Here is a 16,086-nt window from a genome sequence, read left to right as displayed (position 1 = left end):
ATCCTTAGATGCCGTTAGCGAAAGTGGCGGCGGGCATTGTTTTCCCGCGCTGCCTGCGCCAGTTCGACGGAAACCACGCGACGTCCTACTGGCCACAGCGCGATGGCGGCAATTTTAAAATTGGCGATGCCAACAGGAATGCCAATGATCGTAATGCACTGTGCGATGCCTGTAATGATGTGCGACAAGCAAAGCCACCAGCCAAAGAAAATGAACCAGAAGATATTCAGCAGCGATCCGCCAGCGCTGAGAATTGCGCTCTTGTCATCTGGGTGTAGCTCATCAACATGGATAGCTTCATTACCATAAGGTAAGAGCGACAGCTTGGTGATTTCCCAGCATGAACGCGTTAGCGGTAAGGTAAAAATCAGCAGCACGCTGACAACTGTCGCCAGAAGCCAGGCTAACGTGGTGAAAAAACCACCTAATACGAAATTAAGGATGTTCAACACAGTACGCATAGTTTCTCCTGCACTTGTAAGGTAACCAGATAACGTCCCAAACTCGCTGATGGTAAAAGAATTATCACATTAAGCATCAGGATATCCTAACCTGTTTTTAAGGCTAGAGCGTGAAGTCCGATAACGGGTAAACTAGAGTCAGATAAACGACAAGAAATGGACGAATATCCTCTCACATAGTCATGGCGCGAACATCATGGAACTGAAATCTACCTCGTTAGGTAAACATCTGGCCCAGCATCCTTACAACCGGGTGCGGTTACTGAATGCCGGTGTCGAAGTGAGTGGCGATAAACATCAATATCTGATCCCCTTTAATCAGTTGCTGAGTATCCACTGTAAAAGAGGGCTGGTGTGGGGAGAGCTGGAATTTGAATTGCCAGCCGGAAAAGTGGTGCGCCTGCACGGAACAGAGTGGCAGGAAACGCAGGCTTTTTACCGCCATCTTCTTAAATCCTGGCTCGACTGGAGCGAGGAGATGAGCCTGATCAGCGCTGAAGTTTTGCAGCGCCAAACGGACAATATTCAAACGCTGACGCAGCAGGATAAATGGTTTAGCCGTCAGACTCTGGTCACGTTGCAGAATGCCATTCGCGATTCGCTGGGAGCTTTACCTCTGCCTGTTTCTCGTCTTGAAACCTTTGATAACTGCCGTGATAACTACCAGCACTGCTTGCGCTGGCTTGATCAGGGCGATGAGATGCGCACTGCGGCGAATCAGGCATGGATGGATCGCACGCTGGCGGCAGAGCAGCCTTTCTTTGAAACGGTGGAGAGTTCGCCATTAAATGTGTCGCAGAGTAAAGCGGTGATCAATGGCGAAGAAGGTGTACTGGTACTGGCGGGTGCCGGCAGTGGAAAGACCTCTGTGCTGGTGGCTCGAGCGGCGTGGTTAATGCATCGACAAGAGGCCACGCCCGATCAGATTTTACTGCTGGCATTTGGCCGTAAAGCGGCAGAAGAGATGAACGAGCGCATCCGGGAGCGGCTCCATACGGATGAGATTCAGGCTAAGACGTTCCATGCGCTGGCATTGCACATTATTCAGCAGGCTAGCCGCAAGGCCCCGATGATAAGCCAACTTGAAAGTGATACCAAACAGCGTCGCGAACTGCTGATTTCTCACTGGCAGCAGCAGTGTGCCGAGAAAAAAACGCAGGCTAACGGGTGGCGACGCTGGTTAACGGAAGAGCTGGAATGGGATGTGCCAGAAGGCGATTTCTGGAACGATCCGAAGTTGGCGGGGCGGTTGGCCGGGCGACTTGAGCGCTGGTTAGGATTGATGCGTATGCACGGCGGCAGCCAGAGTGAAATGGTTGAGCAGGCACCAGAATCCATTCGGACAGAGTTTCAGCAACGTATTCGCCTGATGGCACCGTTGTTGAAAGCCTGGAAAAAAGCGCTTAAGGATGAGAACGCCGTCGACTTCTCCGGCCTCATCCATCAGGCCGTGAACTTGCTGGATAAAGGGCGTTTTGTCAGCCCTTGGAAGCACATTCTGGTGGACGAATTTCAGGATATTTCGCCACAGCGTGCGAGCTTACTTGCAGCACTGCGTCGACAAAATAGCCGCACCTGCCTTTTTGCCGTCGGGGATGACTGGCAGGCAATTTACCGTTTTAGCGGTGCTGAGCTGGCGTTGACGACAGCATTTGAACAGCATTTCGGCGTAGGTGAGCAGTGCGCGCTGGATACCACCTATCGCTTTAATGAACGCATTGGTGAAATTGCGAATACGTTCATACAGCAAAATCCGTATCAGTTGAAGAAACCGCTTAATAGCCTGAGCAAGGGGGATAAAAAAGCGGTGACGATTCTGCCTCAGGATCAGCTTGAGCCACTTCTGGATAAATTGAGCGGCTTTGTGAAAGCTGATGAGCGCATTCTTGTGCTTGCGCGTTATCACCATTTACGCCCGGCGATTTTGGAGAAGGCGGCAACCAAATGGCCGAATTTGCAGATTGATTTCATGACGGTGCATGCCAGTAAAGGGCAGCAGGCGGAATATGTCATTATCGTGGGTATGCATGAAGGGAAAGATGGCTTCCCGGCCCCGGCAAGAGAGTCCGTGATTGAAGCGGTGCTGTTACCTGAACCGGAGGATTTCCCCGATGCGGAAGAGCGGCGTTTGCTCTATGTGGCGTTGACGAGAGCGAAACATCGCGTCTGGTTGCTACAGGATGTGGCGAATCCATCGGTGTTTATTGAACATCTTCATCGTTTAGGTGTACCGACGCAGCGTAAGCCGGGATAACGAAAAGAGAGAAGTAGAACAGAAGAGACCAGCGTCGACGGTGAGTACGCCGCTGGTCCATTATGATGTACTGATATTATTTCAGTCGATCTTGCAGGTAGCGCTGATAATCAGGAATGGCGATTTGAACCTGCTCGTTAAATAGCGCTGAGTTAATCAGGAAATCCGCCGTTGCCCGGTTAGTAGCAACAGGAATGTTCCAAACCGTAGCCAGTCTCAGCAGCGCCTTCACATCGGGATCGTGTGGCACGGCATTAAGCGGATCCCAAAAGAAGATCATCAAATCGATTTTCCCTTCGGAAATGAGTGCGCCAACCTGCTGGTCACCCCCCATCGGTCCACTTAGCATGCTTTTTACAGGCAGACCCGTGTTCAACTGAATCAGGTTACCGGTGGTTCCGGTAGCGTAAAGCGTGTGCTCTGTGAGCTGTTGTTTATTCGTACCAACCCAATCCAGCAAAGATTGTTTACAGTGGTCGTGTGCGACCAGCGCGATATGTTTTTGCGCAGGGATGGTACGGGTGGTGAACTCCATGGTTACGTCCTTCAATCTGGTGTAGTAAAGCTGACGCTAGGGTACAGACAGATTACGGAAACGTAGTTTCAGTGCAAAGCGATAAAAGCAGGAAAAGGCGAACGGGTATCAAAAATCAGATGTGACTGCGCGTAAAATCACCAGCTTACGGATTCATTCAGTGCGGTCGCAAAGCCCGCAACCGAAGCCCCTTTTGCCGCCGCGTTGTACTCTGACATTTTTCGCTCTATATCGAGTAGCTCATTGTCTGCGATCACAAACGCATCGGTACGCACGGGGATTGCCTGATTTTTTTCATCAAGTAATTGATATTGAGGCTGGTCGGTAAAGTTCTTGCGATCCTGAAGGGTTTGCAGCGGGGGGAGCTTAAATGACACCGATGCCACTTTTTCCGTGTTAAAGGTCGCAATAAAGGTTGAAGGGAAATAGGTCACTGGCGCACCAGTCTGGGCATCGACGGTATCGACAACTTTGAACAGAATCTGGTGTTGCCCACTGCCAAGTTCGAGGCTATCGGCACCTTTCAGCAACGAGCCTGACATCTTTTGCCCGTCAACCATAAGGAGATCGATTTTCTGATCTAATTTCAACGTTGTTGCCGCCATTGCAGAGGTACTTAAACCTGCAATAAAAAGGCAGACAGTGATGAAGCCGAATTTCATAATTTTCCCAGATGGAACGTAATCCGAGTATTGTTGAGGAATTGTCTGAATGTGTCAAAGGTTTCAATTTGAAACAGGCTGTTATGGCATCTTTCGCGCTATAAGGCACAGATGGAGGCGATTTTAAGCCATTTCCTGCTATTCGTAGAATGTGAGATACACTGTAATCAATCACGCAAGAGAGGTTGAATAGTATGAATGACAGAGAGATTGAGTCTGTACTGACAACGGTAAAAACCATTGCGGTAGTGGGGGCCAGCGATAATCCGTCACGCCCGAGTTATGGTGTGATGGCGTATTTGCTTAAGCAGGGCTACGAGGTTATCCCCGTTAGCCCCAAACTGGCCGGCCAGACGCTGTTAGGTCAAAAAGCGTATGCCAGCTTAGAGGACATTCCTAAACCGGTTGATATGGTCGATGTTTTTCGCCAGCCGGAAGCGGCCTATGAGATTGCCAAAGAGGCCATCGCCATCGGCGCGACCGTTCTATGGCTACAGATTGGCGTCATTAATGAGCAAGCCGCCATTTTGGCTCACGATGCCGGGCTGAAAGTCGTCATGGATCGCTGTCCGAAAATTGAAATCCCGCGGCTGGGGTTAGAGAAATAAGTTGCAGATAGTCGGCGATGCTGAATATCACAACATCGCCAATACTTACCTTTGGTCGTCAGGATCAGCTTTTAGTGAACAACTAATGGCGCAGCTGTGGCGCACGGCGTTGAATGACCTCGGCTAATTCGTTTAGCGAAGGGTGTTCATCCTCAGAAAGCTCTTCTTTCATCAACTGCGCTTCTGCCAGATAAGTATGAATCGGTTGGCCTTCGTCATCTTCCATCACAACGTGGTACCACGGTTCGGCGCGCGGCGTGTCATTGCCGCTAATTTCTTCCCAGGTGGGCGTGTCTAATGAGTATTCGGGATCGATATCAATAACGACCCCTGGAAATCCCAGTTGTCTATGACGAATCTGTTGTCCAAGACCGAATTTACAGATGATCATATAACCCCCTGGAAATAGATTACACTTTCTACTCGTTGCGGATGGCGTGGAGGAAAAGCAACCGCATCCGATAACACCTTTTAGCGTATAGCGTTTTTTCAAATAATGAGTTCGTTGATGAATCGCAGGCTGAACACATTATTAACAGTATGGTGTAAATTTTTAGAAGATACAGGTCTGCTAATGAAATGTTGTGTGGTCGCAGGGCTGGAAAGGGGGAAGAAGATGGAAAAGATAGCGATGGCCGCCTATGTCTATGGCGTGGTTCAGGGCGTTGGATTTCGTTGCAGCACACAGCATCAGGCTATGCAGCTTGGGCTCAATGGCTATGCACGCAATTGTGATGATGGCAGCGTGGAGGTGGTAGCAAGCGGCGAACCTCATGCGGTAGACGCGTTGATTGAGTGGCTGAAGCAAGGAGGCCCACGAAGCGCCAGAGTGGATAAGGTGCTTATTGAGCCACATGGTAAGACGGACTATGCCGGTTTTACGATCCGCTACTGAAACGGGGGCGTGCTAGATGCATTTTACCGGTTTGGGTAAGCCAGCGATTTTGGTTGCCTGCTTGGCTGGCCCTTTCGGGAACAGTTTATACAGGTAGCGGCTATTTCCTTTCTCCTCACCATACTTTTGCGCCATCGCCTTAACCAACATGCGTATCGCGGGTGACGTATTGAACTCCTGATAAAAATTCCGCACAAACCGGACGACTTCCCAATGCGGTTCAGTCAACACGATGCCTTCCTGTTCCGCTAACACGGGAGCCAATGCTTCGCTCCATACGGTGCTGTCCATCAGGTAACCCTGCGCGTCAGTTGCGATTGTTCGCCCTTCAAACTCCAACATCTTCTCTCCGACTGCGATATCTCAGCCCGCAGTTTAACAAATTTTGCTGTTTGCACCGGAATAAAAAAAAAGCCCCAGATGGAGCTTTCTCAGTGTGGCGATAGACGGAACTTAGTCGTTACGCATGATGCCCAGAATGCTCAACAGGCTAACGAAGATATTGTATATCGCGACATACAGGCTAACTGTCGCCCGGATGTAGTTGGTTTCGCCACCGTGGATGATGTTGCTGGTTTCCCACAGGATGGCACCCGCAGAGAACAGAATAAACAGGGCACTGATTGCCAGATGCAGGGCCGGAATCTGCAAGAACAGATTGGCGATAACGGCAACAACCAGAACAACGAATCCTGCCATCATCATGCCAGACAGGAAGGACATATCCTTACGTGTCGTTAAGACATAGGCTGAACAGCAGAAGAACACCACCGCCGTGCCGCCCAGAGCCAGCATGACAATGTCGCCTGCGCCGGAGGAAATCAGCGAGCTTAAAATCGGGCCCAGCGTATAACCCATGAATCCGGTCAGTGCGAACGCCGCCAGAATACCCGCAGGGCTGTTAGCCAGCTTGTGCGTCAGGAACATCAGACCATAAAACCCAACCAGCATCAGAATTAAGCCAGGGGCAGGCAGATTAAATACGGTACTTGCCGTTGCGGTAACGGCGGAAAAGCCCAGTGTCAGCGACAGCAGGAAATAAGTATTACGCAGCACTTTATGGGTGCTGAGTAGCGAGCTTTCACGGGTAGAGGAAACAACAATACGATCCATAGTCAGCGACTCTCTCTTCAGGGTGCTATTATCCAACGTCAAAGAATAAATAGTTACAGGACGTTATTAAAGACGGTTTACCCTTCTTTACGCTGAAAGTTTTCATCTTTCGGATCAGCGCTCGTATTTTGCTCCGCACGTCGTGTGATACCGGAGATAAATTGCACTATTTTATTTGTTGCGTGACGATTTTGCGTCCAATTACGTTGCGTTAGACTATTTTTCAGGCGATTGAGCGCTGTGATGCTTTACAAGATCTCATACACTGTTTATAGTTCGCGTCATTGCGGAGGAGTGGCCGAGTGGTTGAAGGCACCGGTCTTGAAAACCGGCGACGCGAAAGTGTTCTAGAGTTCGAATCTCTACTCCTCCGCCAAAAAAATTCAACGGGTTAGCTTAGGCTAGCCCGTTTTCGTTTCTGTTATCGAATCCCTGACTCGTTTTACCTTCGTGGCGCTGATGTTTCTGCTGGCTGTGACGTCGTCTGCGTCGGCATGTACCGAAGAGATGATGCGAATGCTTTTCCCATTGCGTATTTATTTAAAAATGAATACTAACGATTAGTAAAAATAAATAAGCATTGTGCTATTCATTATTAATAAAACGATAGTTATTGCTCAAGAATAATAACAACATAAATATCGGTGTTATTTAGCGTTCATATATTCATCATCAGCCGTGCGCACATTAAATGAAATGCCCGAATTGGAAAGTATAAACGTTACTGAAAAACGATAGATTGATGTATTGATTACAGATTAAATCAGGAAGTCATCCTGAGTTTTATAAACAACCAGATCTAGCAATGTGCGATATTTTTCCTGAAAAGCGGCATTGGCTTCTGTTTCAATCTTGTGGACTAATTTAGCGATGATGGCCTTGTTACTGACGGAATGGCCAGATTGAATGATCTCTTCCACAATGTTGCCAAGCATTTCCATATCGCTGATCTGAGAGTCAAGACTGAAGACATCAGATATCAGGAGCTCGTTTTGGGGCACTTCTGAATGCATTGCTTTTCCTCCCTTTAGCGCTTTCTGACGTGGTCAATGCACGTCTTGTCAGACAGCACGAACGCGTTATCCGCCAGACATGAAGAAATGGTTACTTAACTTTAGTCGATCATACGCATAAAACCAGTCGATAAGATAAATAAACACCGCGTTACTCAACGATGCTGCCAAACGTGAAAGGATGACGGCGATCAATGGTCAGGCGGATAAATATGAATTGATCGTTTCCTGACAATATTATGTCTGAAATAATTATGCGAGATACATGACTTCAATAAGTTAAACATAACGAGAAGAAAAGGGGCAGGGAAAAACATTAACTGAACATAAAGACTATTAATGCATTTTGATTACATCCTATAAGATTTTGATCTGTACAAGAAGATGACATTTTCCTGCGATACATGCTGTTTATCAATAAATGTCTTTTTGTCAAAAAATTGTCCGTTTACCCAAAAGCGTCTCTTTATCAAAAATGTCTTTTTATCAAAAGAGTGCTGTAGTTTACCTGGAGCGTTGGCATGCAAAAGATCAGAGCAAAAGCAGTTTGTCTTTTCCGCAATAATGGCAAGATTCTGTTAGCAGAAGGGCATGACCCGATAAAAGATGAGCACTATGTGTTGCCGCTCGGTGGTGGCATCGATTTTGGCGAACTGTCGCAGGCTGCGGCGGAGAGGGAGGTTCAGGAGGAAATCAGTGCAGCGACCAAGGACTTTTCGCTGTTGGGCGTTTCAGAGAATATTTTCTCCTACAATGGCAAGCCGGGCCATGAGATTGTCTTTGTGTATGAGGCCCGCTTTCAGGATGAGTCGCTTTATCAACAAGATATCATTCATGGTATAGAGACAAACGGTGTTCCGATCGTAACCCGCTGGTTTGATATTGATTTACTGCGCTCAGGGGAAATCAGGTTTTATCCTCATGGTATAGTGGACATGATCTAGCCAGAGCTCCTAGTTGGGATGATGGCAGACTGTTACCCCTGTGACGATAATGCGTGCCGATGTTAAGCGTCGAAATAAGGAAAAAAGATGCAGGTTTTGATAGTGATTGATATGCAAAATGCGGTGTTTGCAACGCCAAGAGCGCGACAAGCGCAGACGGTTGCATTGATAAACCAGCTTTCAGCTGCCGCAGATCGGACGATTTTTATTCAGCATGAAGAAGACGGCATGTTGTCAGGCAGCGATGGGTGGCAGTTATTGCCTGAGTTGCACCAGCCTGAGGGCAGTTTGTCGATCACTAAAACGGCGTGCGACTCGTTTTACCGGACGCCGTTAGCCGATGTGCTGGCTGAGTTGAATGTTAGCCACCTGACGATTTGCGGATGCGCGACGGATTATTGCGTTGATGCAACCATTAAAAATGCAGCCAGTCGAGGCTATGCGTTGACGATTGCAGCTGATGCGCACACGACCGCCAATCGCGGTGAATTGAAGGCCGAGCAGCTAGTCACGCATTACAACGACGTGTGGCGGAATCTTATTATTCCGGGCAACACGATTACGGTAGAAACCACGGAGCACATCGTTGCTTCATGGAAGATGAGTCGTTAGTTCCATGTTGAATATTATTTCTGTCAGAAATCGCCCCGAATACAAAGAGCAGGCGATCCATTACTTCCAACGCCACTGGGCATCAGATGAGACGTTGATGCTTTACGAAGACTGTATCAGCCACTGCATTGATGCGGAAAACCCATTGCCAGACTGGTATCTGCTGGAAAAGGACGGGCAGATTATTGGTGGTGCAGGGTTAATTACCAATGATTTCATCAGCCGCATGGATCTTTATCCTTGGCTGTGCGCGCTTTATGTTGAAGAAAACCATCGTGGCAAGGGTTATGCGGGGCAGTTGATTGAGCATCTTACTCAGGAAACTCGCCGTGCTGGTTTTTCTGCGCTGCATTTATGCACCGAGCTGATCGGCTTTTATGAACGGTATGGATTTCACTTTACTGGAATGGGCTATCACCCTTGGGGTGAATCGTCACGTATCTATTCACGATCACTTTAAAGCATTCATCCGTGACCTAACGGCTCGCTTTATGCGCCGATTGGGCTAAAAGTTGCAGGCAAAATGCGTAAAAGTGAACGGGATCATATTTTGCTGACGAGGGGCAGACTACGCTTCTTACATACTGACAGGTAATCAGTTATCCACGTAGGGGAGAGGTGATTATGTACACGAGCATCCTGGTGCCAGTAGATATAGAAGAAGATGAACTCACCAAACACGCGCTTACGCATGCAGTCAGGTTGGCTAAAATGTCGGGTGCCGCAATCCACCTCTTTCATTCCCTCCCAGATGCGTCGGCGTTTTTATCTGCTTATTCTTTTGGCATAAAAGAGTTTGAGAACGAAGCGGTGGTGAAAGCGAATGACAAGCTGAAATCACTGATGAAAACGATCGACCTTCCTGCATCGCGTTTGTCATGCAGCGTCAGCTTCGGATCGGCCAGAGACGAAGTGTTAGCGCTGGCGGAGGAGATTAATGCAGATTTAATCGTCATTGGCTCACGGAGACCGAATGTGAAAACCTATCTGCTTGGCTCAAATGCTGCCGCCATTGTTCGCCATGCGAAAATGTCGGTATTAGTTGTCCGTTAGTTTTTGCATAACGCTGCTGCTGCGTTTGGGTTTGTTTACGGGGCAGCAGCGTATGCTATGCATAAGCATGGCGATCGCAATATTCAACACGTTCGATCAACCGCTCGATTTCGCGATCGGAAAATACTTCGATACCGTGATGACGCAGTAATTCAGCGGTGACGCCGCTGCCTGCTACTTGCGAACCATCAAAGCGCCCGCTGTATATGATGTGTGTACCACAGGATGGACTCCCTTCCGTCAGGAGAGCGAAGCGGCAGTTATTCTGTTGTACCATTTGCAACGTTAGCCAGGCACCCAAAATATAACGCTCGGTTACATCGCCGCCAGTGGCTTCAACAACGTTGGCGCCAGCCTTGATGACCGAATGACCACCCGAGGCGGGAATAATCTCCGCAGAAGGTCTAGGCGTAGAGAAACCCGCAGCCAGTTCAGGGCAAAACGTAATCAGTCTCGCCTGTTGTCGCCACTGGGCAAGATACTCGCCGACAGATTTCTTTTCAGTACCGTTATAGCGAACGGGAAAACCAGACAGACAGGCGCTGATCAGAATGTTACTCATCGTGGGGCATTCCCTCTAAAAGGTAAGCATAGGCGTGGCTGCATTGAGTCATCATGCTCGTTGTCTGGAAGATAAGCGCCGCTTCAAAAAATGGAAAACAGCAGGACAACGGGAAAACTCAACGGCCAGGTTAGCCCCACTATTAACGAGGCAAAGAATCGGATGAACAGGGATTTGTCTTTACTTAACAAGAACGTCACGATCAGGGAAACGACAAAGCCGATCATGTAGGTAAGTTTAATGAGTTCCCAGAGGGAGTGATGTGGCACGTTTGTTTCCTTTTATCCTCGAAGCGCCTGCATTTTATGTTGTTAATATTTTCTGATCAATTTTTTAACCCATAATGCGTCGTCGGGTGACATCGCTTTGCGGTGCGTATTTTGTACTACAGTTATTATCCTCTGGTTAAAATGAGACCCTCGGTATGAAAACAACGCTGGTTGTTGCGATGGTATGTGCTGTGGCCCTGCTTTCTGTTTCTACGCCTAGTATGGCGAAAAACGTCCGAATTTCTGATGAGCAGATCAAAGTACAGATCATTCAGGAATCTATTTCGTCTTATTCTGGTAATTGTCCTTGCCCTTATAATTCAGCACGTAATGGCAGCAAGTGCGGTAAGCGTAGTGCATGGAGTCGGGCAGGAGGCTATTCGCCAATTTGTTACAAAGAGGATGTGACCCGGAAAATGATTGATGACTGGAAAATGAGAAATTGAAATACATAACATTCGACAGGGAAATAAAAATAGCGAAATAATAATCTCTTTGCTAAGAGATCAATTAAACTATTTCTGTGACAGAAATATTAAATTTTTATTTCAGTATGGACATTGTAGGCTGGCTGTCATAGCTTACTATTTTACCCCATGAGAAAGGTAATAAAATGAGTGAGATATCTAGCCTGTCCCTGAAGATTTCCCCAGAGCTGAAAGAAAAAATCAAAGCGGCTGCCTTGGAAAACGAAGTATCTATCAGTGCAGAAGTCAGTGCCCGGTTACTGAGGAGCTTTGATGAAAGCCATCAGGCTTCTGAACTGTCTTCTGAGTCGGTGGACAGCCAGGGGACAGAAGAAGTCGGTGCAGAAGTGCCGCTGACGCAGAAAGAGCTAAAGAAAGTCCGAGAATTGCTGAAAGGTAAATCTAAAGCGACTTCCAAGAAAAAGTAATGTTGGAATGTGACTTTGAATCTCTGATCGATTCAAAAAGTAAATAGCAAAATACGCACCCAGACGTCTCGATAAAAGACATCTGGGTGCGTATTTTTGTTTAAAGCATTCTGCTTGTCATGTTGCTTGTATAGAAAGCAAAAATTACTAGAAAGTATGCGATCGCACCTTATTTGTTTAATCCCATCTATTCCCATTTCCCATGCGCGACATAATATAAACGTAGACAGTGTTTATTTAATTTTATAACGAATTGTTACCTTTTATTTTTGAGTTTATTGTTACATCCTAAATGCAATATTTATCTTCTCTGAAAAAACATATATCTTATAAATAGATAGATTATAAAAAAATGATCGATTTAATAGATATTAAATCCATAAGTTAGAAAATATAAAGATTATCTACAAAAGGCCGATACCCCCCTTCGGCGTAAGGAAAAATTGTTCTGGTTTTTATTCACCCTTATTGCTGCTATTTAACCCTAATTTCAGTAGCGATAATGTTCCTGAGTTTTATGGGACATGGGGATGTAAGAAGCCACTCATGGTACGGGAACGTGCGGTGAAAGATGAGGTGTAAAGGATGACATTTTTTCCACTGCCAGTATGTGCAGATATCTGGCATCAAGCGCGGTATCTGGCTAGACCCATTCGGCTGCATCGCGATGGATGTGGTTTGATGAGCATGCCTGACTACATATTTTTTATGTTTCTCACCAGGGCATATAAATAGTCTGTCCAGATATGTGTATTTTTTGTTATGAAAAAGGGTATTGGAGCTATCTGTATTTATTGAATAAATATTAATTTTTTAATTATATGTTTTTATACAGATAGAGAAAATTAATTAAGGAGATGTTAATGAATTTGTCCAACTGGCGTATAGGATATCGATTAGGGGCGGGGTTTTCTTTTTTGGTATTAATGCTTTTGGTAATTGGTAGTGTTGCCATCTCAAAGCTAAGTGATTTTCACGAAAAAATGGATGAGATTGTTTCGCAAAATTACCCACTCACCGTCAAAAGTAACAAGCTCATTGATGAGCTGAATAATTACCTCAATAACCAGCAGCTGCTTCTACTACTGAAATCAGAAAGCGAAATTAACAAACAGTTGGCGCTGAACAAAGAGCGTTCAGGAACGATATCTGAACTCATGGAGTATTTGAACCAATCGGTAAGCGACGATAAATCCGTTGCGATACTACGTGATATTGGCGACATTCGCCGTGATTTCCTCGGCTCCGCGAATAAGCTCTCTTCACTGGTTTCGGCAGGAAACACCGACGCCGCTGCGGAAGAATACTTCAACGTAACGCGTGTTACTCAGGCGAAATACACCAGCAAAGTTCATGAGTTCATCGACGTACAGGATGACAAAATGTCATCCTCAGCGCGAGAGGTGGGTGACAGTTATAAAAATGCACTGATGGTTCTCGCCACGATCATTATCATCAGTGCGCTGGCTGGATTGATCATTGCTTCGTTGATTACCCGCAGCGTCACTCAGCCGATAAAGGAAGCGCTGGGTGTTGCCGAAAATGTCGCGAAAGGCGATCTGACTTCTGAAATTTACACCGATCGTCAAGATGAAACCGGTCAGCTGTTATCCGCCTTGAATAATATGAACAGCAGCTTAAGGCAGATTGTCAGCCAGGTGCGCGATGGTGCAGAAACGATCTCCAGCGCTGCATCGCAAATTGCTGCGGGGAACCAGGATTTATCTGCCCGCACGGAAGAACAGGCCAGCTCGCTGGAAGAAACGGCGTCATCGATGGAACAATTGACGTCGACGATAAGAAATACCGCAGATAACACGACGCAGGCGACAGACCTTGCGGCTAGCGCGTCTGAAACCGTGAAAAAAAGCGGTATCATGATGGAAACAGTCACGCAGGAAATGCGCGGTATCCGTGATTCGTCACAGCGTATGGCGGAAATTATCGGCGTGATTGATGGCATTGCATTCCAAACTAACATTTTGGCGCTGAACGCGGCCGTTGAAGCGGCACGTGCTGGTGAGCAGGGCAGAGGGTTTGCCGTTGTCGCCAGTGAGGTACGCGCGCTGGCTCAGCGAAGCGCTACGGCGGCAAAAGAAATCAAAGAACTTATCGATGACTCGTTCAAGAAAGTGCAGGACGGCATGGGGTTGGTAGAAAAAACTGGCGTCACGATGAACTCGTTGGTGACGAATGTGCAGGGCGTAACGGGAATTATCAGCGAAATTGCGCAGGCCAGCCGTGAGCAAAGTGATGGGATCAATCAAATCAACCTAGCCGTTGGACAGATTGATACAACGACCCAGCAAAATGCGGCATTGGTTGAAGAATCTGCCGCCGCTGCGCTCTCTTTACAGGATCAGGCGAATAGCCTTGCGCGTACGGTTAGCGTATTCAATCTGGGTGCATCGTATAAAAGTGCGGCGTTAAATAGAAAAACAGAAACGCCTGCGCTGGCTGCCCCTAAACATGGCCGTGCAGAAAAAACAGCAGCCAAAGGTGAGTTAGCGGACTGGACCACGTTCTAACGTCTTGTCGTTAACTGGTATTGCTGATTGACCGCCATTGTGTGCACAAATTGTGTAGCACAATGGCGGTTTTTTATTGCCGTGTCGGGCAATGATGGCAGTACGAAAATCAGTGTTTAGCGATGGCCTGCTTAGGGTTATTCATATACCACCGAACAACATCAATGAGCAGGAAGATGAGCAGGCTGATCCCCATAACGGGCAAGCTTACGGCCAGTAGTAGCGTAATAAGCGCAGTCAGCACGCGGTGAAAGACTGGGACCAGTAATAATGTTGCAGTCAGTGTGTTGACCGGATTAGCGTCATGGCGAGATTTTGGACGACGTATCCACCACATCCGATAACCCCATACAATCATCGTACAGAGCCCAAGACCAAATGCCGCGAGGATGAGCTGATTGGGTAAACCGAATAACACGCCCATGTGTGCATCCACTCCCCAGCGGGTGAGCTTGGCGGCAAGCGGAAAGGTGTTGAAATCGGTTTTGTCTACAATCTCTAGCGTATCTGGATTAACCGACACGGCATCAACCTGCGTTGGCCAGGAACGATCGATCTCACTGACGGTCCAGGCACGGTGCTGCTTGGTGGCAGGGCGGATTTCGATTTTATTGGCATCAATCCCAGCATCGCGTGCGGCGGCCAGCACTTCATCAAATAACGCCGGTGAATAGGCTTCAGCATCCCCCATTGGCATTGACGCATGGTGTTCAGCATGTTCATCCGTAGCCATCGCCATATCGTGACCGTGCATCATATCGTGATGAGACATCGGTGCGGGCAACTGTGTGTTCACTGATGGCGTCTGCCACCCTAGCGCGGTACGCGCGACAGAAATGTTGCTTCCCGCCCATTGCGACCAGGTTAACCCCGTTACGGAGAAAAAGAGCAAACCCAGCACAAGGGTCAGCCCCATTGTGGCGTGCCAGTGGCGCAGACGCTGCGTCTTTGCTGTCGTCGTCTGGCTATTTTTTAATTTCCGCCGTTTGGTCGCTGACGACAGATGTCGGGTTGACCACCAGATAACAATGCCGCCCAGTGCCGCAACCCACAGCCAGGATGCTGCCAGCTCGCTGTAATTACGCCCGACATCGCCTAACAGCAGCCCGCGGTGCAGGTAATCAAGCCAGGTACGGAAGGGCAGAATGCCGCTGGTGCCGTAAACAATCTCACTGCCGCGATTTTCCAGCGAAACGGGATCGATGAAAACGGCGCGGTTTTCTGATGGCCCCAATTCCGGCAAGGCAAACATGACGCGGGTGGTTTCTCCGGCGGCAGGTGCAGGACGTATCGCAAGTAATTTTGCATCCTGATGGTGAGCGAGCCCCGCCTGTGCAGCATGGATTTGCTCAGCCAGAGAGTGCGTCGTCCCCTGACTTTCGGTGAAAAGCTGGTGTGAATACAGCTGATTTTCAATCTGCGGCGTCAGGACATACAGCGTCCCTGTCAGTGCGGCGACAAAAATAAAAGGACCGACAAAAATACCGATATAAAAATGAAGCCGGATGAACAGGGCAACGATTGCGGCACGTGGTGATACGTTATCCATTGCGCGTTTATCCGACGCAGTTTCTCCGGCTGGGCGCGCGCCAGAGGCGGCAGCAGTGGCTGATGCCTGATTAGGGTGTGACATAGAACCCTCTGAAATCACTTAGCAAAAAAGATCAAACGCCACACCTGAA

At 47.9% G+C, this 16,086-nt stretch carries 20 protein-coding genes and 1 tRNA gene; 11 read left to right on the top strand and 10 right to left on the bottom strand.

What is annotated here, in order from left to right; all coding sequences use genetic code 11:
• Window positions 1-14: 14 nt before the first annotated feature.
• Window positions 15-461 (bottom strand): YccF domain-containing protein, encoded by a 447-nt coding sequence (locus tag QWJ20_RS11965; protein ID WP_095699901.1) that lies wholly within the window; start codon window positions 459-461, stop codon window positions 15-17.
• A 196-nt stretch (window positions 462-657) separates the two neighbouring features.
• Here QWJ20_RS11965 and helD point away from each other — a divergent pair, with 196 nt between their 5' ends.
• Entirely contained in the window at window positions 658-2,715 is a 2,058-nt protein-coding gene (helD, locus tag QWJ20_RS11960; protein WP_433992615.1) for a DNA helicase IV, read from the top strand.
• A 76-nt stretch (window positions 2,716-2,791) separates the two neighbouring features.
• Here the strand turns inward: helD and QWJ20_RS11955 are convergent, their stop codons facing one another.
• Window positions 2,792-3,250 (bottom strand): methylglyoxal synthase, encoded by a 459-nt coding sequence (locus QWJ20_RS11955; RefSeq protein ID WP_039480219.1) that lies wholly within the window; start codon window positions 3,248-3,250, stop codon window positions 2,792-2,794.
• Between the two features lie 137 nt (window positions 3,251-3,387).
• Complete coding sequence (locus tag QWJ20_RS11950) at window positions 3,388-3,912, bottom strand: DUF2057 family protein (RefSeq protein WP_174869806.1); 525 nt, start codon at window positions 3,910-3,912, stop codon at window positions 3,388-3,390.
• Between the two features lie 194 nt (window positions 3,913-4,106).
• Between QWJ20_RS11950 and QWJ20_RS11945 the strand changes: the two genes are divergently transcribed.
• Entirely contained in the window at window positions 4,107-4,520 is a 414-nt protein-coding gene (locus QWJ20_RS11945; protein ID WP_127155914.1) for a CoA-binding protein, read from the top strand.
• 82 nt (window positions 4,521-4,602) lie between these two features.
• Here the strand turns inward: QWJ20_RS11945 and hspQ are convergent, their stop codons facing one another.
• Window positions 4,603-4,911: a heat shock protein HspQ gene (gene hspQ / locus QWJ20_RS11940; RefSeq protein WP_095699897.1), complete on the bottom strand. Its 309-nt coding sequence runs from the start codon at window positions 4,909-4,911 to the stop codon at window positions 4,603-4,605.
• A gap of 225 nt (window positions 4,912-5,136) precedes the next feature.
• Between hspQ and yccX the strand changes: the two genes are divergently transcribed.
• Window positions 5,137-5,415 (top strand): acylphosphatase, encoded by a 279-nt coding sequence (gene yccX / locus QWJ20_RS11935; protein ID WP_433992614.1) that lies wholly within the window; start codon window positions 5,137-5,139, stop codon window positions 5,413-5,415.
• Window positions 5,416-5,427: 12 nt separating this feature from the next.
• Here the strand turns inward: yccX and tusE are convergent, their stop codons facing one another.
• Window positions 5,428-5,757 carry a sulfurtransferase TusE gene (tusE, locus tag QWJ20_RS11930; protein WP_095699895.1) on the bottom strand — a complete coding sequence of 110 codons (330 nt, stop codon included), beginning with the start codon at window positions 5,755-5,757 and terminating at the stop codon, window positions 5,428-5,430.
• A 111-nt stretch (window positions 5,758-5,868) separates the two neighbouring features.
• Window positions 5,869-6,528: an FtsH protease modulator YccA gene (gene yccA, locus QWJ20_RS11925; protein ID WP_095994876.1), complete on the bottom strand. Its 660-nt coding sequence runs from the start codon at window positions 6,526-6,528 to the stop codon at window positions 5,869-5,871.
• 288 nt (window positions 6,529-6,816) lie between these two features.
• Here yccA and QWJ20_RS11920 point away from each other — a divergent pair.
• Window positions 6,817-6,904 (top strand) — tRNA-Ser (locus QWJ20_RS11920).
• A gap of 382 nt (window positions 6,905-7,286) precedes the next feature.
• Here the strand turns inward: QWJ20_RS11920 and QWJ20_RS11915 are convergent.
• Window positions 7,287-7,541 carry a biofilm/acid-resistance regulator YmgB/AriR gene (locus tag QWJ20_RS11915; protein ID WP_095994875.1) on the bottom strand — a complete coding sequence of 85 codons (255 nt, stop codon included), beginning with the start codon at window positions 7,539-7,541 and terminating at the stop codon, window positions 7,287-7,289.
• A gap of 521 nt (window positions 7,542-8,062) precedes the next feature.
• On the opposite strand from QWJ20_RS11915, the gene QWJ20_RS11910 reads away from it, so the two are divergent.
• The 4 genes from QWJ20_RS11910 to QWJ20_RS11895 all read left to right on the top strand — a co-directional run bounded on the left by QWJ20_RS11910 (window position 8,063) and on the right by QWJ20_RS11895 (window position 10,150).
• Window positions 8,063-8,485, top strand: a complete 423-nt coding sequence (locus QWJ20_RS11910) for an NUDIX hydrolase (protein ID WP_103939964.1) — start codon at window positions 8,063-8,065, stop codon at window positions 8,483-8,485.
• Between the two features lie 87 nt (window positions 8,486-8,572).
• Entirely contained in the window at window positions 8,573-9,097 is a 525-nt protein-coding gene (locus tag QWJ20_RS11905) for an isochorismatase family protein (protein ID WP_249686255.1), read from the top strand.
• A gap of 4 nt (window positions 9,098-9,101) precedes the next feature.
• Window positions 9,102-9,557: a GNAT family N-acetyltransferase gene (locus tag QWJ20_RS11900; RefSeq protein WP_039480249.1), complete on the top strand. Its 456-nt coding sequence runs from the start codon at window positions 9,102-9,104 to the stop codon at window positions 9,555-9,557.
• Window positions 9,558-9,721: 164 nt separating this feature from the next.
• Window positions 9,722-10,150 (top strand): universal stress protein, encoded by a 429-nt coding sequence (locus QWJ20_RS11895; RefSeq protein WP_039480252.1) that lies wholly within the window; start codon window positions 9,722-9,724, stop codon window positions 10,148-10,150.
• Between the two features lie 55 nt (window positions 10,151-10,205).
• Here the strand turns inward: QWJ20_RS11895 and QWJ20_RS11890 are convergent, their stop codons facing one another.
• Both QWJ20_RS11890 and QWJ20_RS11885 read right to left on the bottom strand, forming a co-directional pair.
• Window positions 10,206-10,712, bottom strand: a complete 507-nt coding sequence (locus tag QWJ20_RS11890; protein ID WP_433992613.1) for a DUF523 domain-containing protein — start codon at window positions 10,710-10,712, stop codon at window positions 10,206-10,208.
• A gap of 83 nt (window positions 10,713-10,795) precedes the next feature.
• Window positions 10,796-10,981, bottom strand: a complete 186-nt coding sequence (locus QWJ20_RS11885) for a GhoT/OrtT family toxin (protein WP_005970574.1) — start codon at window positions 10,979-10,981, stop codon at window positions 10,796-10,798.
• 155 nt (window positions 10,982-11,136) lie between these two features.
• On the opposite strand from QWJ20_RS11885, the gene QWJ20_RS11880 reads away from it, so the two are divergent.
• From QWJ20_RS11880 to QWJ20_RS11870, 3 genes are all read left to right on the top strand, one after another.
• Window positions 11,137-11,427 (top strand): hypothetical protein, encoded by a 291-nt coding sequence (locus QWJ20_RS11880; RefSeq protein ID WP_433992612.1) that lies wholly within the window; start codon window positions 11,137-11,139, stop codon window positions 11,425-11,427.
• Between the two features lie 167 nt (window positions 11,428-11,594).
• Window positions 11,595-11,876: a hypothetical protein gene (locus QWJ20_RS11875; protein ID WP_039480258.1), complete on the top strand. Its 282-nt coding sequence runs from the start codon at window positions 11,595-11,597 to the stop codon at window positions 11,874-11,876.
• A gap of 863 nt (window positions 11,877-12,739) precedes the next feature.
• On the top strand, window positions 12,740-14,404 hold the full coding sequence (locus tag QWJ20_RS11870; protein ID WP_433992611.1) for a methyl-accepting chemotaxis protein: 1,665 nt from the start codon (window positions 12,740-12,742) through the stop codon (window positions 14,402-14,404).
• A gap of 109 nt (window positions 14,405-14,513) precedes the next feature.
• On the opposite strand, the gene QWJ20_RS11865 is transcribed toward QWJ20_RS11870, so the two are convergent.
• The gene (locus tag QWJ20_RS11865) at window positions 14,514-16,037 is read right to left on the bottom strand and encodes a PepSY-associated TM helix domain-containing protein (protein ID WP_433992610.1); all 1,524 of its coding nucleotides are present in this window, start codon (window positions 16,035-16,037) and stop codon (window positions 14,514-14,516) included.
• Between the last annotated feature and the right edge of the window lie 49 nt (window positions 16,038-16,086).

Source organism: Pectobacterium sp. S5 (genome assembly GCF_051707265.1).
GTDB classification, from domain to species: domain Bacteria; phylum Pseudomonadota; class Gammaproteobacteria; order Enterobacterales; family Enterobacteriaceae; genus Pectobacterium; species Pectobacterium polare.
The sequence above is the reverse complement of the archived record's forward strand: the minus strand, read 5'-3'. Positions and strand labels throughout refer to the sequence as shown.